This is a genomic window from Pseudomonas mandelii (assembly GCF_024138395.1).
In the GTDB taxonomy this organism is placed as follows: Bacteria; Pseudomonadota; Gammaproteobacteria; order Pseudomonadales; family Pseudomonadaceae; genus Aquipseudomonas; species Aquipseudomonas mandelii_E.
Genome location: NZ_JAMYDU010000033.1, coordinates 27,942 through 49,348, shown reverse-complemented (window position 1 = coordinate 49,348; position 21,407 = coordinate 27,942). Strand labels below are relative to the sequence as shown.

General features: G+C 57.2%; 13 protein-coding genes and 2 pseudogenes. 8 read left to right on the top strand and 7 right to left on the bottom strand.

Annotation, left to right across the window (positions count from 1 at the left end; all coding sequences use genetic code 11):
• Positions 1 to 177: 177 nt before the first annotated feature.
• Positions 178 to 1,065 carry an EamA family transporter RarD gene (gene rarD, locus NHU87_RS26500; RefSeq protein WP_253553974.1) on the bottom strand — a complete coding sequence of 296 codons (888 nt, stop codon included), beginning with the start codon at positions 1,063 to 1,065 and terminating at the stop codon, positions 178 to 180.
• A gap of 206 nt (positions 1,066 to 1,271) precedes the next feature.
• Positions 1,272 to 2,285, bottom strand: coding sequence for an aldo/keto reductase (locus NHU87_RS26495; protein WP_253553972.1), 1,014 nt, complete (start codon positions 2,283 to 2,285; stop codon positions 1,272 to 1,274).
• Between the two features lie 452 nt (positions 2,286 to 2,737).
• Here NHU87_RS26495 and NHU87_RS26490 point away from each other — a divergent pair, with 452 nt between their 5' ends.
• Positions 2,738 to 3,088: a DUF6124 family protein gene (locus tag NHU87_RS26490; protein ID WP_253553950.1), complete on the top strand. Its 351-nt coding sequence runs from the start codon at positions 2,738 to 2,740 to the stop codon at positions 3,086 to 3,088.
• A 187-nt stretch (positions 3,089 to 3,275) separates the two neighbouring features.
• Here the strand turns inward: NHU87_RS26490 and NHU87_RS26485 are convergent, their stop codons facing one another.
• Positions 3,276 to 4,586: an MFS transporter gene (locus NHU87_RS26485; protein ID WP_253553946.1), complete on the bottom strand. Its 1,311-nt coding sequence runs from the start codon at positions 4,584 to 4,586 to the stop codon at positions 3,276 to 3,278.
• A gap of 169 nt (positions 4,587 to 4,755) precedes the next feature.
• On the opposite strand from NHU87_RS26485, the gene NHU87_RS26480 reads away from it, so the two are divergent.
• The 4 genes from NHU87_RS26480 (at position 4,756) to NHU87_RS26465 (ending at position 10,520) form a co-directional block, all read left to right on the top strand.
• Positions 4,756 to 5,886, top strand: coding sequence for a sugar diacid recognition domain-containing protein (locus NHU87_RS26480; protein ID WP_253553945.1), 1,131 nt, complete (start codon positions 4,756 to 4,758; stop codon positions 5,884 to 5,886).
• Positions 5,887 to 6,184: 298 nt separating this feature from the next.
• Positions 6,185 to 7,333 (top strand): glycerate kinase, encoded by a 1,149-nt coding sequence (locus NHU87_RS26475; protein WP_253553943.1) that lies wholly within the window; start codon positions 6,185 to 6,187, stop codon positions 7,331 to 7,333.
• A gap of 333 nt (positions 7,334 to 7,666) precedes the next feature.
• Positions 7,667 to 9,292: a methyl-accepting chemotaxis protein gene (locus NHU87_RS26470; protein ID WP_253553941.1), complete on the top strand. Its 1,626-nt coding sequence runs from the start codon at positions 7,667 to 7,669 to the stop codon at positions 9,290 to 9,292.
• A 40-nt stretch (positions 9,293 to 9,332) separates the two neighbouring features.
• Complete coding sequence (locus NHU87_RS26465) at positions 9,333 to 10,520, top strand: pyridoxal phosphate-dependent aminotransferase (protein ID WP_253553939.1); 1,188 nt, start codon at positions 9,333 to 9,335, stop codon at positions 10,518 to 10,520.
• Positions 10,521 to 10,800: 280 nt separating this feature from the next.
• On the opposite strand, the pseudogene NHU87_RS26460 reads toward NHU87_RS26465, so the two are convergent.
• Positions 10,801 to 11,235 (bottom strand): annotated as a pseudogene (locus NHU87_RS26460) (LacI family DNA-binding transcriptional regulator); the annotation flags it as partial.
• 158 nt (positions 11,236 to 11,393) lie between these two features.
• Here NHU87_RS26460 and NHU87_RS26455 point away from each other — a divergent pair.
• The 3 genes from NHU87_RS26455 (at position 11,394) to NHU87_RS26445 (ending at position 17,174) form a co-directional block, all read left to right on the top strand.
• A complete protein-coding gene (locus tag NHU87_RS26455) occupies positions 11,394 to 12,215 on the top strand; it encodes a hypothetical protein (RefSeq protein WP_253553937.1) in 822 nt (273 codons plus the stop codon).
• Between the two features lie 224 nt (positions 12,216 to 12,439).
• Positions 12,440 to 14,497, top strand: a complete 2,058-nt coding sequence (locus tag NHU87_RS26450) for a hypothetical protein (RefSeq protein ID WP_253553935.1) — start codon at positions 12,440 to 12,442, stop codon at positions 14,495 to 14,497.
• 250 nt (positions 14,498 to 14,747) lie between these two features.
• A complete protein-coding gene (locus tag NHU87_RS26445) occupies positions 14,748 to 17,174 on the top strand; it encodes an autotransporter outer membrane beta-barrel domain-containing protein (RefSeq protein ID WP_253553933.1) in 2,427 nt (808 codons plus the stop codon).
• A 69-nt stretch (positions 17,175 to 17,243) separates the two neighbouring features.
• Here NHU87_RS26445 and NHU87_RS26440 read toward each other — a convergent pair whose 3' ends face one another.
• The 3 genes and pseudogenes from NHU87_RS26440 to NHU87_RS26430 all read right to left on the bottom strand — a co-directional run bounded on the left by NHU87_RS26440 (position 17,244) and on the right by NHU87_RS26430 (position 21,404).
• Positions 17,244 to 17,666, bottom strand: a complete 423-nt coding sequence (locus NHU87_RS26440; RefSeq protein ID WP_253553931.1) for a hypothetical protein — start codon at positions 17,664 to 17,666, stop codon at positions 17,244 to 17,246.
• A gap of 358 nt (positions 17,667 to 18,024) precedes the next feature.
• A pseudogene (locus tag NHU87_RS26435) lies at positions 18,025 to 18,120 on the bottom strand (DUF1345 domain-containing protein); the annotation flags it as partial.
• 185 nt (positions 18,121 to 18,305) lie between these two features.
• A complete protein-coding gene (locus NHU87_RS26430; RefSeq protein ID WP_253553929.1) occupies positions 18,306 to 21,404 on the bottom strand; it encodes an efflux RND transporter permease subunit in 3,099 nt (1,032 codons plus the stop codon).
• Positions 21,405 to 21,407: the final 3 nt, after the last annotated feature.

Below are 21,407 nucleotides of genomic sequence, written 5' to 3'. Positions count from 1 at the left end.
CCTGAAATACAAAACACCCGATGCGGTGCATCGGGCGTTAGGGTGAAACAGGTGTAAACCTATTTCAGGACTAGACATCATGCAAAATCCTTGTATGAGCGAGGCTTGCCCGCGAAGGGGCCCTTGAAGGCGCTAAAAGCTTCGCGGGCAAGCCTCGCTCCTACATTACACAGGCCATTACATCGGCCGGCGTCGTTGCCGCACCAGATGCTTGAACCCTTCAAACACCAGCACCAGCACCGCCAACCAGATCGGAATATAAGTCAGCCATTCACTGGCCTTGATGCTTTCGCCCAACAGTAACGCCACGCCGAGCAACAGCACCGGCTCGACGTAACTCAGCAACCCGAACAGGCTGAACGGCAGCAGCCGACTGGCAATGATGTAGACCACCAGCGCCGAAGCGCTGATTACGCCGAGCAGCGGAATCAGCCAGGACAACGCCGGGTACTGATCGAACACACCAAAACCTTGCTCACCGCTTTGCACGAACCAGAACGCCACCGGCAGCATCAGCGTCATGTCCAGCCACAGGCCGCCGAGGTTGTCCGCTTTCAGCCATTTGCGCAGCACGAAGTACAGCGGATAGCCGACCACCACCAGCAGGGTCGCCCAAGAAAATCCGCCCACGTGGTACAGCTCATTGAGCACACCGAGACTGGCAAAGAACACCGCAATCTTTTGCAGGTACGACAGCTGTTCGCCATAGGCGATGCGACCGGTCAGCACCATGGCCAGCGGCAGCAGGAAATAGCCCAGCGACACGTCGAGGCTGTAGCCGTTGAGCGGCGCCCACATAAACAGCCAGAGCTGCACGCCGAGCAGTACCGACGAAACGAGCAGCCCACCGATCAACTTCGGCTGGCCCGCGAACCGGCGAACCAGTTCGACCACTCGCCGCCATTCACCGGACACCAGCATGAACACCGTCATGCACGGTACGGTCAGCAGCATCCGCCAGCCAAAGATTTCCACACCGCTCAAAGGGGTGAGCAACGAGGTGTAGTAATACATGACGGCAAACAGCACCGAGGCTGTGACCGATAGAGCGATACCTTTAGACAAACTGCCCTCGCGGGTTGACGGTCAATCGAGGCGCGCAGGATACGTGGTTTTTGTGCTGAATATTGGGCACGTGATCAATATTTCCAACATCGTGGTTGAATGTTGCATCGCTATCGCAGGCAAGCCAGCTCCCACAGGATCTGAGCCAAAGCACAGTCAGCAGGTCGACACAAAACCTGTGGGAGCGGGCTTGCCCGCGATAAATCTCACGCCGTACGCGGTTTTCGCCCGGACACAAAATGGCTCACATCATTGAATCCCGGTGTCGACGCATGCCCCGGTGTCACCAGCGAATCGATAAAGGCTTCATCCTCAGCTGTGATCTTCACCGCCTGCGCCTTGGTGTACGCGTCCCACTGTTCTTCGGTGCGCGGGCCGACGATGGCCGAAGTAACGGCGCCATTGTTCAGCACCCAGGCAATCGCGAACTCGACGATGCCCACGCCACGGCCCTGAGTGTATTCCCGGATCTGTTGTGCAATGCGCAGCGACTCAACCCGCCATTCAGTTTCCAGAATACGTTTGTCCTGACGGCCAGCGCGGCTGTTGGCGTCGGGTGTCACGTCCGGCGCGTACTTGCCGCTGAGCACACCGCGCGCCAACGGACTGTAAGGCACCACGCCGAGGCCATAGTTTTGCGCGGCGGTGATCTGCTCGGTTTCCGCCTGACGATTGACGATGTTGTACAGCGGCTGGCTGATGACCGGCCTGTCGACACCGAGTTTGTCGGCCACACGAATCACTTCGGCGATGCGCCAGCCACGGTAGTTCGACAGGCCCCAGTAGCGGATTTTGCCCTGGCGGATCAAATCGCCGATGGCCGACACCGTGACTTCCAGTGGCGTGTTGTGGTCTTCGCGGTGCAGGTAATAGATGTCCAGATAATCGGTGCCCAGCCGCGTCAGGCTGGCGTCGATGCCGTTGAACAGGTGCTTGCGGCTCAGGCCACTGCGGTTCGGCACACCGTCCACTGGGCCGAAACCGACCTTGGTCGCCAGCACCCATTCCTGACGTCGACTGGCAATCGCTTCGCCGACGATCTCTTCGGAGCGGCCGTTGGTGTACACGTCCGCAGTGTCGATGAAGTTGATGCCCTGGTCCCAGGCCTTGTCGATGATTCGCAGGGAATCTTCGGTGCTGGTCTGTTCGCCGAACATCATGGTGCCCAATGTAAGGGTCGACACCTGTAAACCCGAATGACCCAGCGTGCGATAGCTCATGACGAAATCCTTTTACCGGTCAGAAAGCCCTAATCAAATACCAGAACTGTTGTTGGAAGCAATCTGAATATCAGCGCGCTCCCACATTGAGTCGGTGGCAATAAACAGCAATGTTTAAATGGCATCGATGGATGCTCTCAGAGGCTACACATCCTTGCGCCGTTGCCTACGACTACGCCAGAATCCGCCGGCTAGTGCGCCTTGTGCCCGGGTTGTATCGTTTCCGTGTCGCTGAAAAACAGCGATCGGGTTTGGTAGCCCGGTTTTGTGTAAGGTGCATTGCACCATCATTCGGGGCGTTTTTCGTCTCTGCTTTATGGTGGTCATGCACAGGGCGTCTTCGGACGCGCCGGTCTCCTTGCACCCGGTCTACCAACCTGCGTATGGCCGCCACCCTTCGTTTGGTAGCGAGGGTGATGGCTCCTTCTTTTATAGTGCGAGGAGTTTCATCTATGTTCAAACCAACACCAAACCCGCCGGAATCAGATCCGACATCCCCCTACGAATCCCTCGATTCAAAAAAACTTAACGAGGCCGCAGACCGCGCCCTCGATCATTACCTCAAGCCCCCCAAAGAACCTGCTCGCAAACCCAGCAAGATGTTCATCGTTGCGCCCGATGTCGATTCGGAAAGTTTGCTGGCCCACGCCTGCGAATCCATGAAATCAGCAAGCATGATGCTCAGTGATTTCGCCGCATTGGTGGGCGAACCCTATCGCAGCACGATGCTCGGGATTCAACAGGTCGTGATGAACGGTGAGCTGGCGGTCAATCGAGTGCTGGATAATCTCGATCCGCAGTAATCCTGACAAACCGACCCCGTAGGAGCTGCCGGAGGCTGCGATCTTTTGATTGTGATCTTTTCTCAACCACTGAAGATCAAGATCAAAAGATCGCAGCCTTCGGCAGCTCCTACGGTAGATCCCATGCGTTCATTCGTACGCGTTCACCTGTAGGAGCTGGCGCAGCCTGCGATCTTTTGATTTCGAGTTACACCCGCAACGTCCGCGTCATGCGCAACGCCAGCAGACTCCCGCACACAATCACACCCGCCAGCAGATACAGCGCCGCATCGGTCGACCCGGTGCTGTCCTTGACCCAGCCCACCAGATAGGGACTAAGGAAACCCGCCATCTGCCCCATGGAGTTGATCAATGCCAACCCACCGGCAGCTGCACCCGCGCTAAGCATCGCCGTCGGCACCGGCCAGAACATCGGCAGGCCGGTGAGGGCGCCCATGGTGGCGATGGTCAGGCCGAGAATGGCGATGGCCGGGTTGGTGGCGAAGTTCACCGCGATCAGCAAGCCCACCGCGCCCATCAGCATTGGCACCACCAAGTGCCAGCGACGTTCTTTGCGCAGGTCCGCCGAACGACCGACCATCAACATGAACACCGCTGCCAGCAAATACGGAATCGCACTGAGCCAACCAATCACCAGGTTATCGCTGAAACCCAGGTTCTTGATGATCGACGGCAGCCAGAAGTTGATCGCGTAGACACCGCTCTGGATGCAGAAATAAATCAGGCCGAAGGCCCAGATCGCCGGGTTCTTGAACACTGCCCGCAGGGAATCGGTGGTGGTTCTCGGTTTGCTGGTCAGGTCTTCAGCGTGATCGGCTTCAAGCACCGAGCGCTCGTAAGGGGTCAGCCACTTGGCGTTGGCGTAGCTGTCGCTGAGCAGGAAGTAGGCGAGCGCGCCGAGAATAACGGTCGGAATGCCTTGCAGCAGGAACATCCACTGCCAGCCAGCGAGACCGCCTTGGCCTGCGGCAAAGTGAGTGAGAATCCACCCGGAAAACGGGCTGCCGAGCAAACCAGACACCGGGATCGCCGACATGAACAGCGCCATGATGCGACCACGGCGGAACGTCGGGAACCACTGCGAGAGGTATAGCACTACACCGGGGAAGAACCCCGCTTCGGCGGCACCGGTAAACAGGCGCAGGGTGTAGAACTCGGTCGGTGTGGTGACGAACAGCAGGCAAGTCGACAGCGTGCCCCAGGTGATCATCATCAGCGCGATCCAGCGTCGCGGGCCGAACTTGGTCAGGGCCAGGTTGCTCGGCACGCCGCAGAGTACATAGCCGATGAAGAAGATCCCGGCGCCGAGGCCGTACACGGTTTCGCTGAATTTCAGTGCGTCGAGCATCTGCAGTTTGGCAAACCCGACGTTTACCCGGTCGAGGTAGTTGAACAGATAGCAGATGAAGATGAAGGGGATCAAACGCAGGGTAATGCGTTTGTAGACGGCATTTTTGTCGTCAGTGGTGGCCAGGGTAGCTGCGGCGCTCTGTGACATGGCGGGCTCTCTCTTTATTATGATTTTTTGCGACGCAAGGGTAACGTTGATCGCCCAGTGAGTCTCGGCCACCCCTTGGGTGGTTGTCTTTGTGCCTGAGCACAGGGTTTGCGACCAAGGCCTGTGCGGGTGAACAACCCGTTCCATCACGTTTTAAAGGAACCGCGCTATGTTCGAACTCGATCACGACCTGGCCCAGGACATCGTCGACCGGGCGATGGCCATCCTGCCGTACAACGTCAATGTCATGGACAGTCAGGGGCTGATCCTCGGCAGCGGCGAACCGGAGCGCATCAACACTCGCCATGAAGGCGCGCAACTGGTGTTGGCCAACGGCCGCGTGGTGGAGATCGACGCGCAAACCGCGATTCATTTAAAAGGCGTGCAACCGGGGATCAACCTGCCGCTGATGCTCGATCAGCGTTTGATTGGTGTGCTGGGCATCACCGGCGAGCCTGAACAATTGCGCACTTACGCCGAACTGGTGCGCATGACTGCCGAGATGCTGGTGGGCCAGCGCAATCAGCAAGCCGAGCAGCAATGGCGGCGTCAGCGTTGCGATGATTTGTTGGCGCTGCTGCTCAGTGAGGCGGGGGATTCGCCGCGGTTGCTGGACGAAGCGCAGCAACTGGGGCTCAAACCGCAGTTGACGCGAGTGCCGTATCTGTTCGAGTTGGGCATGGAGCACGGCCCGGGCCAGACCGTCGAAGCGCTCAGCGCCTGGTTGATGTCACGCTATCCGGACAGTTGGTGCGTGAGCTCGGCCAATTCTTCGTTGCTCTGGTGCCGACCGGCAACGCCTGGGATCGAGAACGAGCGGCTGCTGGAGAAACTCGATGGCCTCGGCTGGAATATCTTGCGCATTGCCGTGGGCGGGCAGGCTGATGGATTGTCGGGGTTGCGCCGTTGCTATCGGCGGGTCGGTGATTTGCTGGCCTACGGGCGTGATGTATTGCCGCATTCACGCTTGCTCACATTGAACGGTTATCGGTTGCCGGTAATGCTCTGGCGCCACCGCAATGACGATGCGCTGGATGAACTGCTGCAGCCGCTGCGCAAAGTCATCGCCAAGGATGGCAACGGTCAACTGCTGGCGACCCTGCGCAGTTGGTGCGAACACGACGGCCAGAGCCAGGCCTGCGCCGATGCGCTGGGCATCCATCGCAACAGTCTGCGTTATCGCATGGAACGGATCGCCGAACTCAGCGGCGTCGATCCGCTTAAGCTGGATGGAATGCTCGCGCTCTACCTCGGGGTCCAGCTCCTGCCCCAAACCGACCTACCGACCGCCACCCCGTAGCACCGCAGCACCGTAGCGTCGTAACGTCGTAGCAGCTGTCGAGCCTGCGAGGCTGCGTTCGGCGGCGAAGCCGTCGTGAAATCATGCACCGCGGTGTGTCAGGTAAATCGTGCTTGCAGGATTTACGATGGCTTCGCCGTCGAACGCAGCCTCGCAGGCTCGGCAGCTGCTACAACGAAGGGTGCGGCCAAGGGTTTTGTGGAAATGAACAATAATCCTCATACCTACTTGTGCAGCGGACCGGCGTTATTGTTCATGGCGGCTGGCAGCATGGACGCATTGCAACTGGAGAATTCGCATGAAAATCGTCATCGCCCCCGATTCGTTCAAGGACAGTTTGAGTGCCCAAGGTGTGGCCGACGCCATTGCGTTGGGGTTGGCGGAAGTCTGGCCGGATGCACAATTGCTCAAGTGCCCGATGGCTGACGGCGGGGAAGGCACGGTCGAATCGATTCTGGCCGCGTGCGACGGCGAACTGCGTCGCACCCATGTTCGGGGGCCGTTGGGGGCTACGGTTAATGCCGCCTGGGGCTGGTTGCCGCAGAACCACACTGCAATCATCGAAATGGCCGAGGCCAGTGGCCTGCAATTGGTCCCGTCGAACCTGCGCGATGCGTGCACCAGCAGCACCTACGGCACCGGTGAATTGATCCGCGCCGCGCTGGATGCCGGCGCGCAACGGGTGATCCTGGCGATTGGCGGCAGCGCCACCAACGACGGCGGCGCTGGAGCGATGCAGGCCTTGGGTGTGAAACTGCTGGATGCTCAGGACCAAACCTTGGTGCCCGGCGGTCTGGCCTTGGCGCAACTGGCCCGTCTCGATCTGAGCGACATCGATCCGCGTCTGGCCGAGGTGCGCTTCGACATTGCCGCCGACGTCAATAATCCGCTGTGCGGCCCTCAGGGTGCCTCCGCGATTTTCGGCCCGCAGAAAGGTGCGTCGCCCGAACATGTCGAGCAACTGGACCACGCCCTCGGGCACTTTGCCGAACTCTGCGCGCAAGCTCTGGACAAGGATGTGCGTGACGAACCGGGCAGCGGGGCCGCTGGTGGACTCGGGTTTGCCGCGAAGGCGTTTCTCGGCGCTCAGTTCCAGGCCGGGGTGGAAGTGGTGGCTGAACTGGTCGGGCTGGCCGAGGCGGTCAAAGGCGCGGACCTGGTGATCACGGGTGAAGGCCGTTTCGATGCCCAGACCTTGCGCGGCAAAACCCCGTTTGGCGTGGCGCGCATTGCACGCCAACACGGCGTGCCGGTCATCGTCATCGCCGGGACCTTGGGCGAGGGGTATCAGGCGCTGTATGAGTACGGCATCGACGCGGCTTTTGCTTTGGCCAGCGGACCGATGACATTGGAACAGGCCTGCGCCGAGGCGCCGCATTTGTTGCGTGAGCGCGCCCGCGATATTGCGCGGGTGTGGCGGGTGGCCGCCCGCAAAATCCGGGTCTGACACAATTCCCCGTAGCAGCTGCCGAGCCTGCGAGGCTGCGTTCGGCGGCGAAGCCGTCGTAGATCCTGCCAGTAAAGGTTCCCTGACACACCGAGCAGCATGATTTCACGACGGCTTCGCCGCCGAACGCAGCCTCGCAGGCTCGACAGCTGCTACAGCCCTGAAAAATATTTCCCCAACCCCTGCAACAAACCTCAACCCCGGCCGATACAACGTATAGGCGCACACAAACCAACTACAACAGTGGCGCCAAACTGAAAGGTGCGCGCCATCGCCCGCCCGAACAGTGATCCCCGCAAGGATGCTCGCCGCCTCAATTACCGAGATCATCCTATGTCACTGCGTAATCTGAACATCGCGCCTCGAGCTTTCCTCGGTTTCGCCTTCATTGCCTTGCTGGTGATCGTGCTAGGGGTGTTTGCCGTGAACCGCATGACGATCATCCGTCAGGCCTCTGTCGACATGGAAGCGACGCAGTTACCCAGCATCGGGTTTCTGGGCAACATGACGGAAAACGTCCTGCGCCTGCGGATTCTCTCGTTCCGCGTACTGGTCAACCGTGATCCGGCGGCGTTGCAGGAAGCCCAGACCCGCATCGGCGTGCTCGTCGACAAGGTGCGCACTGCCCAAACAAGCTATGCCGCCTTGCCGGCCAGCCCTGAAGAAGCGGCGCTGTACAGAACCTTCGCGACCACCCTCGACAATTACCTGCAAGCCCAGAACCAGATGCTGGACCTGTCGCGGCAGAACAAACTGGATGAGATGCGCACCCTGATCAACACGCGGATCAAGGAGGGCACCGATCAGATGGGCGAGCAACTGAACAAACTGGTAGCGCTCAACGCCGCCGACGCCAAAGCCGCGTCGGCCAAAGCGGGTGAGCATTACAGCGAAGCTTTTATCGGCATTGTGGTCGTGGCGGTGATCGCCTCGCTGCTGACCGTGCTGTTCGCCTGGCTGCTGACCCGCAGCATCCTCACGCCGTTGAACCGTGCGGTGCTCGCGGCCGAAACCATTGCCGGCGGCAACCTGAGCAAGGTCATTGAAGTCGACGGCAACGACGAACCGGCGCGTTTGCTCGGGGCTTTGTCCGCCATGCAGGCCAACCTGCGCAAAACCATCGAACAGATCGCCGGCTCCGCGACGCAACTGGGCGCCGCCACCGAACAACTCAGCACCGTGACGCAAGAAGCGTCCCGTGGCCTGCAACAGCAAAACAACGAGATCGAACAGGCCGCCACCGCCGTCAACGAAATGACCGCCGCCGTGGAAGAAGTGGCGCGCAACGCGGTGTCGACGTCCGAGGCCTCGAACCAGTCGACCCAGGCGGCCCGCGAAGGTCGTGATCGGGTGGTGGAAACCGTCGACGCAATCCAGACCATGACCCACGACGTGCAAAACACTTCGCTGATGATCGAAGGTCTGGCCGCTCAGGGCCGCGACATCGGCAAAGTGCTGGACGTGATCCGCGCCATTGCCGAGCAGACCAACCTGCTGGCTCTCAACGCTGCGATCGAAGCCGCCCGTGCCGGTGAAGCCGGACGAGGCTTTGCGGTGGTGGCGGACGAGGTTCGGGCGCTGGCCCATCGCACCGCGCAGTCGACTCAGGAGATCGAGAAAATGGTCGCCGGCATTCAGAACGGCACCGGTGAAGCGGTCTCGTCGATGCAACAAAGCAATCAGCGCACTCAAAGCACTCTGGAAATGGCCCGTGCTGCCGGGATCGCCCTGGAGCAGATCACCCAATCGATCCAGCTGATCAACGAACGTAACCTAGTGATCGCCAGTGCCTCGGAAGAACAGGCTCAAGTGTCCCGTGAAGTAGACCGCAATCTGGTGAACATTCGCGACCTGGCCACTCAGTCCGCCGCCGGTGCCAACCAGACCAGCGCCGCCACCCACGAACTGTCGAGATTGGCAGTTGATTTGAATGCGATGGTGGCGCGTTTCGTGATTTGAGATAGGGTTGAAACTGGACCTCGCGCGTTAGGAGAAGTACATGCGCTATTCAGCCTTGACCCAACGAATCGCCGGTGACGGAGCGGCAGCCTGGAAGATTCACGATCGAGCGCTGGAATTGCGCGAGCAGGGCGTCGACGTGCTGCTGCTGTCGGTCGGCGATCCGGATTTCGACACACCGCTGCCCATCGTCCACGCCGCCATCGATAGCCTGTTGGCCGGTGACACCCATTACTCGGATGTACGCGGCACCCGCACACTGCGCAGCAGCATCGCCAGCCGTCATCAGCGGCGCAGCGGCCAGGAGGTCGACGCCGACCATGTGATCGTGTTGCCCGGTGCGCAGTGCGCGGTGTATTCGGTTGCCCAATGCCTGCTCGATCCGGGTGACGAAGTGATCGTTGCCGAACCGATGTACGTGACCTATGAAGGCGTGTTCGGTGCCTGCGGCGCCAGCGTGGTGCCGGTGGCGGTGCGTCCGGAGAACGGCTTTCGGGTAGAGGCGGCGGATCTCGCGGCGCTGATCACCGTTAAAACCCGGGCCATTCTGCTCAACAGCCCGAACAATCCATCCGGTGCCAGCCTGTCGTTGAAGAGCTGGCAGGCGCTGGCAGCGCTGTGCGTGCGACATGACCTCTGGCTGATCAGCGACGAGGTCTATAGCGACCTGTTGTATGAGGGCGAGCACATCAGCCCGGCCAGTCTGCCGGGCATGGCCGAGCGCACCGCGACCCTCAACAGTGTGTCCAAATCCCATGCCATGACCGGCTGGCGAGTCGGCTGGATGATCGGCCCCAAACCGCTGGCTGAACACGTGATGCATCTGTCGTTGTGCATGTTGTTCGGGATTCCGGACTTCGTTCAGAAAGCCGCGCAAGTGGCGCTCGATAAAGACTTGCCAGAAGTGGCGCTGATGCGCGAGGAATATCGTCAGCGTCGCGATCTGGTCTGTGCAAGGTTGAGCGCTTGCCCGGGCATCCGGCCGATCAAACCCGATGGCGGGATGTTCGTGATGGTCGACGTGCGCCAGACCGGGCTCGCCGCTCAAGATTTTGCCGAGCGGCTGCTTGAAGTGTATGGCGTGTCGGTGCTGGCCGGCGAAGCCTTCGGACCGAGCGCGGCGGGGCATATTCGGATCGGGTTGGTGGTGGATCAGGTGAAGCTGGCGGATGCGTGCCAGCGGATTGCGTCGTGTGCGGCGGATTTGCTGCAGGTGCGGCGGGCCTGATGGATTTGTTTTGTTTGGGCTGGCCCCATCGCGAGCAGGCTCGCTCCCACAGGGTTTTGTGAACGCTACAGATCACAATGTGGGAGCGAGCTTGCTCGCGATGAGGCCAGAACAGTCACCGAAAATGCCCAAGGGTTGTGACCCCCGCATAATCAATCGCGCCGGAAGGTTCCGCACCGGCCCGTCAGCCCCACGCTATCGCTTGAGCAAATACTCAAACGCACTCGTGCCAATCTCTCCGTCGGTTGGGCGCGGGCGGTAATCCCGCTGCCCACCAACGGAGATCGCTATCGAGCTGATCGACCTTGCGATCCACCAGCACCATGGGCATTTCCTGATGCAACTCGCGCAGCGCAACGCCAAGTGCTGGCGCCTGCTCGTCATCGCGATCGGTATTGCACACCACCAGACTCTAACCGTCCTGACGGCAAGCGGTTGTCACCCCGTGCATCACGGCAATCGAATAAGGGTTACGGATATCGGCCACCAGCATGCCGATCAGGCGCGTGCGCCCACGTTTCAGGCCGCGAGCCATCTGGTTCGGACGATAGCCCAACTCGCTGATGGCCTGCTCGATGCGCAACGCAATGGCATCGGAGAGCAGGGCGCGGTCATCGCCAATGAATCGCGAGACGCTGGCCTTGGAGACGCCCGGATGTTCGGCGACGTCGAGCAGGGTGACGCGGTTGTGTTGGGCGGCGGAGAAGTCGTTCAAGTCTGGAATTATCACCGAAATCCGACGAGCGGTATCAGTACCTGTCAGATCTGACAGTAGTCAATAAGAACACCTTCGGCGCCTAATCGATACCAAAGAACGATGTGTTTCGAGAGCGTGAACATTGTCAACTTGTGTCATCCGCCGAGGATTTGCCGATGTCTGTGGGCACTCAACCGATTGAAGATAAATTTTCGTCCACGGTAGACGAAACGTTGGCGGCCGAGATCACTGTGGATGGCGTTATAGATCCTGACGGCCTCATCCCCTTGCCGATTCTGATTAGCGGTACCTTGGCCCGAATACAACGTTGGGCTGAAACGTCGTTTGATGACCATCTTGAAGTGTTTTGGTTTCAGGACGGCAAGGAGGATCTCCTCTTTGATGAGCAATATCCGACGGGAATCGTCCCACTGGAGATTGAAGTACCGATCTCGGCGTCACGAATGGCCATTGATGGTTCTGCATTGCTTTATTACATCGTGACTGCGTTTGGTATGCCGGATCGATCGCCGCGCAAGCCCTTGATTATCGATCACACCCAAGGACCTGGAGAGGAACTTGCTAAGGCCATTTTTATCAATCTGACGCCATATGGGTACTACAATTGCGCAACGCGTCCTGAATTGACATCTGGCATCGTTATAGAGATTCCGACGCAACCACTGGCGCGTCCAAACGATAAATTCTCCCTCCACTTACAAGGTTATCGATCACTTAATGGATCTCCTGGGCAAGATGGAGAAGATATAGTGTCAGAGGCGGTAGATACATTTGTCAGAAACTTGGATGATCAAGAAATTGCAGACGGTTTTTCTCAGCATGTCCCTTTTAAGCCCTGCATAGAGCCATTAATTGATAACGACTCGATTGTCGCGATTTATACCATTACCCGAGGCGGTCGACGAATTGGGACGTCTTATCCTGCCTTGGCAAAAATAGATAGAGTTATTCCCGGTGGTGCGTCCTGTTACGTGTGAGGGTGCTTTGCTTTTTAGTGTGCTTGATGTAAATGCGGTGCTGAATAGTAGTGCGTAAGTGTGTTGCTGACTAACAAAGGCGATAAGCAAAGAACGGGGTCTTATGTTTGCTGGTTCGGTCTGTATTTTTAACTTTGCTTTCATCAAGAAAGCGAGTGTATAGCTGTCAGGCTGATAGAGCAGGTCAAGCCATTTGGCTTAATGCACGGAAGGAGAACATTAAAATGACTGTCAAAGAAAATGCAGATAATGATGAAGCACTCAAAAAAACTCGGGTTGGGATTTTTGCCGATCCGCCGGAAATCATCGGTCAGATTCCAGGCGATGGCAGAATCCTGTTGGCAGAGCTAAATAAGCCCGCTATCCAAATGAGATTAATGGAACTCAAAGACGGATTGGTTGGTGGCGGCAAAGCAATGGTAATGGGGAGCAGGGCTGGCCAGGCTGAAACAAAACTCGGAGAGATCGATATACCAGAGGACTTTACAGGTTTCTTTCCTGTAAATATTCCGGTGCTGAACAGCCTTATCCCGGATGATCCCGACATTCCAGGTCCAACGGAATATTACTGCCGCTTCCTTATCATCGATGGGCTTGGCATTGAAGATAGCTCGGCCCCTGTTACATTTTTTGTCGACAAGAATGCACCCTATTATGTAAAGAAACCCTTCAGTCGGACACCCCCGCCTTTCGCGATTTTTGTCAATCTGGATGTGGCTGGAGGGGAGAAGATTAACGAAAGCTGGGCCACTGCCAACCCTGGGGGACTAGTTGTTCGCGTCGCAACAAGCTACCTCAACCGTGTAGCCAGTGATGAAATTACTTTCTGTATCGATAATAGACAGGGCACAACCACAACCATGCCGGTCTTTTACCGAGGTCCGCTTACAGACTCAACGACAGCGGGTTTTGGAGAGTTCACGATCCCTCTCGTTGAGCTGAGGAAGCTTCCAAACGGAGGCTTGTTCCATCGCTATATGTTGCATGACGCACCGCGAAACGCATCGCAGGACTCGGTTATCGCAGGCGCACCTGCGTTACCGATCGAATTTCTGCCGCCCCCGCAGCTCAAACCACTCAGAGTGCCGGCGGCCGGCCCTAATCATACGGATACCATCAGCCTCGGCACCTTTTTGCCTTCTGACACAGAGATTTTTGTCTTGATCGACTATCCGGATAACGGAGACGCGAAAGACCTAATAACCGTGACAGTCAAAGGTGACAAAGAGGTAGTGCTGGGCAGTGGAGATTTGGGCGCTCGTCCCGGTCCGTTCAGCCTGAAACTGACCTATGACATTCTGGATGTAGTGACGACTGGTGCTACGGGGGAGAAGACCGTAGAAATCGCTTACACGTTGAAACGCGGCGCGGATGCTCCAATCTCTCATCCGGCAACGACCATATTCGTTAACTTTGTATTCCCGGGGATACCTCCTGACACATTGCCGGAGCTGGACAACGATAATCTGCTTCCGGTCGAAGTTAACGGGCGTGAGGGCGCTGGCGACAAGAACCACTTGACCACGGCGGACATTGGAGAGGCAGTGCGTTTCACCGCTACAAGGTGGACAGGCACTCCAGATCTACTAGAGGATGCGGTAATCACGTTCTACTGGAATAACAAGTCAGTAGGCACGGCAACAATGAAGAATACTGATAGCACAGTATTTGCAGATGTTGATTATTCATTGATTGAACCAGCCGGATTGGGAGATATTGAAGCTCATTACACCATTGAGTACCCCGGCAATCCCAATATCATGCGGCAGTTACCCAGAACGGTGGTACTGGTCGAAACATTCCAGATCGACTTGGAACCTCATATAGGTCCATTTATTGTGCTGGGTGGTAAGCGGTATATCACCTGTAAAACAATGGTGCCTCGAACCGTAGACGGCGAGGTTACTACCGTACCACCGCTCAAGCTATCGGCAAAAGGGGGCCATCGCGATCTTCCGGTAGGGAGGGAAGTCACCATGAGAATGGAAGGCTGGAAAGAGGAAGCAGCTACCACGCCGATCACCGACGTGACTTTTACCAAAACTGAGAAGATGCCGGTAGGTGGAGCTGATCTAGTCTTCGAAATGGAGTACGACCTTTTCAAGAAGATTCAACTGGAGACACCGCCAACGAATCCGGTCACCTTTTATTACGCACAGATTTGGTATGAGGTAGTGCTGGGAGGACAAACGTTCGGGTCGCCTAAAGAGATGCATCCTGTCAGGGTGCGTAATAGCAGTCTTGAGTACTGTGATGACTTGGGGGTAGGCAGTGACGGTTAATTAGTGAATAGGCACCCGATCAATATGACTGACGAAGTTATGTTGGTTGGGTGTGATTTTACTGACAAACCCTTGCGATAAAGACCACCAGAGATAAGTGCGCTGAAGACTTATCTGTCGAGATGTAGAGATTAGTCCTACAGAAAAGCATGAGTTACGCCTGTAGTCTTCGGCGCGCTTTCCATATCTATTGTCCTGCGCTGGGTCTGAACGTTTTTTTTAGCGGAGGGTATTACTAAGGGCTACTCACATGCATATCACACCGCCTTTAAAATTTGGCATCTTTAGTAATGGTTTGGGAGTCCCTACCTTTACGCTGCTGATGTTGTCTGTCTCGACCTCTCACGCCGGCGTTTTGAATCCAGGACAAAGCCAGACGATTGATAGCACCACCCCTTTTGAATCCTGGACACTGAACCCGGGCTCCGAACTGACTGCCAATGGTGCACATACCCGAGATATCGGAGCAGTAGGTGCGACGCTCGTGGTCAATGGGGGAAGTAACCAACAGATTGGCCTTGAGCGCCTGTCGGTCATGGAAATGACTGGGGGGACGGTAGAAAATACGTCAGGTTCCGGTGCAGCGATCCGCCTTGCCAGCAGCCGTGCAGAACTCACCGACAGCACCGTGACGAGTAACGCTACAGGCCTGCTATTGACACGGAACATTCAGGATCAATCTGGCTCCAGCGTGAAGTTGACCAACAGCACTGTGACGGCTTCCAGCCTGGGTGCGCAGGTCAACGGCCTTGGTGTACTCGATTTGATTAAAAGTACTGTCAGCGCAACTAACGCGACATCGGACGGTATCAGGCTCCTGAATGGATCACTCTCGGCTAAAAATAGCGCTATCAGCGGTGGCGACGTCGGTTTGCGCATCGGGACCGAACCAGGTCGCGGGGAAGTTTCAACGGTAGTCCTGGATAATTCACGAATTGAAGGTCGAACCGGTCCTGCGATCTCTACCAGCTTACTGAATTTGCAAGGAGCAAAAGCCGATATTCATGTGCTCAACGGTTCCACATTGGTAGCGGGTAACGGCAATGTGCTTGAGGTTAAAAATGGGGCAACGGTCGGGCTCACCGTTGATAGCAGTTCACTTGTAGGTAATGTGCTGGTCGACCCCGGCAGCACTGCCCGGACCCGTTTTCAAAATGGCGCCTCACTGACCGGTAATCTGCAAAACGTCACTCAGGTGACGTTCGATACTCAAAGCACCATGATCGGAGATATCTTTGCACAGGCCGGCAGCGGCGCTGTAGTAACGATCGACAATGGGTCCATGCTGACCGGCCGAATTGATAATTCAGCGGTTGTCCAAATTAGTAATGCTGGCCAATGGGTGACCACAGCTAATAGCGCGGTGCAAAACCTGGCGCTTGGAAAGGGTGTTGTTCGCCTGGGTGATAACGACTCCTTCCACCAATTGGATGTGGAGAATCTGTTGGGCAAAGGTACTTTCATCATGCATGCCGAGCTGGATACCGACCGTACCGATTTCCTGAATGTCACGAAGAATGCCAGTGGGGAGCACATACTTCAGGTGACGGCGAGCGGCACCAATCCAGCGAGTTCCGATGTGGTGAAGATCGGCAACATTGCTGGCGGAGATGCGAGCTTCGCCTTGAATGGTCTGGTTGATGCAGGTTCACGCACTTATGGCTTGTTGAGGGAGGGTGAGGGGCTCTTCCTTCAACCCAATCAGACTGTCAGTACCTCCACCAATGCGGTGCTGGCGATTGCCGGTAGCGCGCCAAGCATCCTCTATGGGGAAATGACCACACTCAACAGCCGTCTGGGTGATCGTCGTCTTGGCAGTGGTGATGAAGATACATCGACCATGGCACGAAACGATGCCTCAGTGAAAAAACTGAGCAACAGTGTTTGGATGCGTACCTATGGCAATCAATACAACGTTTCGAACGCTTACGGTGGTGGTTATACCCAGAACCAACGAGGTTTCGCGCTGGGCGCTGATACTCAGGCGCAACTCGGTGGCCAGGAATGGTTAATCGGGGCATTTGTGGGGGCCGGGCGCACCGATCTGGATCTCAAGAACGGTTCCACGGCGACGGTGGACAGTCTCAACGCGGGTGTCTATGGCACGATACTCGACGTAGCCAGTGGTGTGTATGTGGATGTGGTGGGCAAGGTCAACCAGTTTGACAACAAGGCCAAAGTCACGATGAGTGACGGCACCCGCAGCAAAGGCAACTATAAAAATTTAGGTGTAAGTGCAACGGTGGAAGTTGGCAAGCACATTCGTTTTGGTAAAAGTAATTTTATTGAACCGTTTGCTCAAATTGGCCTTGCTGCAGTCGAGGGCAAACAATACAGGATGGACAATGGCCTGGAGGTTGATACTGATGCGGCGCGCTCACTGATAAGTAAAGTGGGGATGACCGTTGGTCGCGAGATCGCGCTGGATAGCGGCAGCAAGCTGCAACCTAGAGTACGAATGGCAGTAGGGCACGAATTTGTAAAAAGTAACGACGTGCAGGTCAATAATGATGACTTTAACAGTGACCCTTCCAGTACCAGCCTTGAATATACACTGGGAATGAACTGGGTGCCGGCGCAGAAGAACTGGCAGATCTATGGCGAATTGGGGGGGAGTCAAGGTAAAACTATCGATCAGAACTGGAGCGGTAGTGTGGGCGTAAGCTACGATTTTTAATCGTAACTTTCAGCGACCGAAACTTAAATACCCCGATTGAAGTCGGGGTATTTTTTATGTGTCGCAGAGTCATGAAAGCAACATGTCGAAGTCGCCATTAACCTCCAGTTTTGTATTGTGGTTGTCATCCTCGACTGTAACCTTGAACGTAGCAGCCAGGGAATTGGGGGTGTTTGATTCGAAGAGTGTGATGGAGCCTTCAATCCCTTTATAGACACGGATGACGCCGACATCCTCGATGTACTCAAAGTGCACCGAAGGATCGAGGTCGCTCAATAAATAAGTCTTGAATTCCAGGGTTTTCGGCAGAATTATCCGGATTTCCCTGTAATTTAAATTGATTTCACGCTGAGTGGCCAAAAAAATAAGATGTTTATCAAACGGCGGGAGATTGGCGTCCTTTACTTCCCTTTGATTGGCTACAAAATATTCGCCATCAATATTGCTGACAAAGTACGGTGCCACGGGTATTAGTTTAGCATTTGTGATCATTATATAATCCTCTATGCATGAGTGATGTATCCAAGAACCCTGACTCGGGGTCCTACTTATGGATACGCTATCAAAGCGCATCACATCGCGGCTGTAAACTGCCATACCTGACAGTTTACAGTTGCGTAAAAATGTGATTCTTTTCCGCTCTTTGGATGTATTAAAGATAAACAGTTGATCGGCCTGGTTTCATATAGCGCACCGGCCCATGGCTAAGGGCCAGATTAGTGTATGGCAGGGGGAGTGTCTGGAAGGTTTTGTACGGGGAAGGGCAAAAAGCATCACCCTGGGGCTGACGGTTTATTGATGCGATGGGGCATCAGGATTTGGGGACATTGTCTTTAATACTGAACTCGCCGTTTATCAGAATCTCGGCCGGAGCCAGAATGCCGACCGCGATGCCGAGTGTGGCAGCGGCGGACAGGCGAGGATGGGGGCGGGCGAGCAGGGACATGAGAACTCGATGTGGCCAGGGTGTGCAAACACCTTAGCCCAGCGTTGTCCGTTGTGACCACAACGACCCATCCCTTGTAGGAGCGAGGCTTGCCCGCGAATGGGCCGTAACATTCAACGCTGGTGTTGACTGATATGCCGCCTTCGCGGGCAAGCCTCGCTCCTACAGCGGATTTGTGTTGTTGGTCAGATGTTCTTGTGGCGCTTGCGCACCAGCTTCATCACCACCACAAAAAACACCGGTACGAACACCACCGCCAGGGTCGCGGTGATCATTCCGCCGATCACGCCGGTGCCGATGGCTTGCTGGCTCGCCGAGCTGGCGCCGGTGGCAATCGCCAGCGGCACCACGCCAAGAATGAATGCCAGCGAAGTCATCACGATGGGGCGAAGTCGCAGGCGGGCGGCTTGCAGGGTGGCGTCGATCAGGTCATGGCCTTCGTCGTACAGGCTCTTGGCGAATTCGATGATCAGGATCGCGTTCTTCGCCGACAGACCGATGATGGTAATCAGGCCGACCTTGAAGAACACGTCGTTGGGCATCCCGCGCAACGTCACGGCAAGAACCGCTCCGAGTACACCGAGCGGCACCACCAGCAACACCGACGTCGGAATCGACCAGCTCTCGTACAGTGCCGCCAGGCACAGGAACACAATCAACAGCGACAGCCCGAGCAGAATCGGTGCCTGGCTGCCGGACAAGCGTTCCTGCAACGACAACCCGGTCCATTCCTGACCCAACCCGGCCGGGCCTTGCGCCACCAGCCGTTCGATTTCCGCCATGGCTTCGCCGGTGCTGTAACCCGCTGCCGGTTCGCCGGAAATGCTGATGGCCGGGTAGCCGTTGTAACGAGTCAACTGCGCCGGACCCTGGGTCCAGTTCGCCCGGACGAAGGCCGATAATGGCACCATTTTCTCGGCGTCGTTGCGCACGTGAATCTTCAGCAAGTCGTCGACCTGACTGCGTCGATCACCTTCAGCCTGGACCACCACCCGTTGCATCCGTCCCTGGTTGGGGAAGTCGTTGATGTAGGCCGACCCAACCGCCGTGGACAATACATTGCCAATGTCGGCAAACGAAATGCCCAAGGCATTGGCTTGCTTGCGGTCGACTTCAAGTTGCACCTGCGGCGCTTCGGCGAGGGCGCTTTCGCGCACGTTCATCAGGACCGGGCTCTTCTCGGCGGCGGCCAGCAATTGGCTGCGCGCCTGCATCAGCGTGGCATGGCCGAGACCGCCACGGTCTTGCAGGCGGAATTCGAAACCACTGGATGTGCCGAGGCCATCGACCGGCGGCGGCAACACCGCAAAGGCCATGGCATCCTGGATCTGACTGAGCGCGATGTTGGCGCGGTCGGCAATCGAACTCGCCGAGTCATCGCCGCCCCGATCCGACCAATCCTTGAGCGTAGTGAACGCCAGTGCGGCGTTCTGCCCGCTACCGGAAAAACTGAAACCGAGAATCACCGTGCTGTCGCCGACGCCCGGCTCCGTGGCGTTGTGCGCTTCGATCTGCTCGACCACCTGCACCGTGCGATTCTTGCTCGCGCCCGGTGGCAGTTGAATGTCGGTGATGGTGTAACCCTGGTCTTCCACCGGCAGGAACGAGGAGGGCAGACGACTGAAGCACAGCCCCAGACCGATCAGCAGCACGCCGTAGATCAACAGGTAACGCCCGGTGCGTTTCAGCGCGTAGGCAACCCAGCCCTGATAGCGCTCGGTGAGTTGTTCGAAGCGCCGGTTGAACCAGCCGAAGAAACCGCCCTTGGCGTGATGTTCGCCATCGGCAATCGGCTTGAGCAGTGTCGCGCATAGCGCCGGGGTCAAGGTCAGGGCGAGGAACGCCGAGAACAGAATCGACGTGGCCATCGACAGTGAGAACTGTCGGTAAATCACCCCGACCGAGCCCTGCATGAACGCCATCGGAATGAACACCGCCACCAGCACCAGGGTGATGCCGATGATTGCGCCGGTGATCTGCTTCATCGCCTTGCGCGTCGCGTCCTTGGGCGACAGGCCCTCGGTAGCCATGATTCGCTCGACGTTCTCCACCACCACAATCGCGTCGTCCACCAGAATGCCGATGGCCAGCACCATGCCGAACATGGTCAGCACGTTGATCGAGAAACCCAGCAAGAGCATGGTCGCGAAAGTGCCCATCAGCGCCACCGGCACCACCAGTGTCGGAATCAGCGTGTAGCGGATGTTCTGCAGGAACAGGAACATCACCGCAAACACCAGCACCATCGCCTCGACGAGGGTGTAGACCACTTTAGTGATCGAGACTTTGACGAAGGGCGAGGTGTCGTACGGAATCTTGTATTCGACACCGGCCGGGAAGTAGCGCGCCAGCTCATCCATCTTCGCCCGCACCAGCGTCGCGGTGCTCAGGGCATTGGCGCCCGGCGACAGTTGCACGCTGACGGCGGTCGACGGTTTGCCGTTCAGCCGCGTGGAAAACTGATATTCCTGACTGCCAATTTCTACCCGCGCCACATCGCTGATGCGTACGGTGGAGCCGTCAGGATTTGCTTTGAGGACGATGTCGGAGAATTCTTCAGGCGTCGACAGCTGGCCCTTGACCAGAATGGTCGCGGTGATTTCCTGCGTGGTGCGGGTCGGCAAGTCGCCGATGCTGCCTGCGGAAACCTGAGCATTCTGCGCAACGATGGCGGCGTTGACATCGGCCGGGGTCAGGTTGAAGCCGATCAGCTTCTGCGGGTCGATCCAGATCCGCATCGCCCGCTCCGCGCCGTACAGCTGGGCCTTGCCGACGCCGTCCAGACGCTTGATCTCATTCATCACGTTGCGCGCGAGGTAATCGCTGAGCGCTACGTCGTTGAGCTTGCCGTCACTGGAGGTGAGGGTGATCAGCAGCAGGAAACCGGCGGAGACTTTCTCCACCTGCAAACCCTGCTGAGTCACCGCTTGCGGTAAACGTGACTCCACCACTTTCAGGCGGTTTTGCACATCGACCTGCGCCATTTCCGGGTCAGTGCCCGGCTGGAACGTGGCGGTGATAGTAGCGCTGCCGAGGCTGCTCTGGGATTCGAAATACAGCAAATGGTCGGCGCCGTTGAGCTCTTCCTCGATCAGGCTGACCACGCTTTCGTCCACGGTCTGCGCCGAAGCGCCCGGGTAGGTGGCATAGATTTCGACTTTCGGCGGCGCAACGTTCGGGTATTGCGCCACCGGCAACTGCACAATGGCCAGCGCACCGGCGAGCAGGATGAACAAGGCGATCACCCAGGCGAACACCGGGCGGTCGATAAAGAACTGCGGCATAAA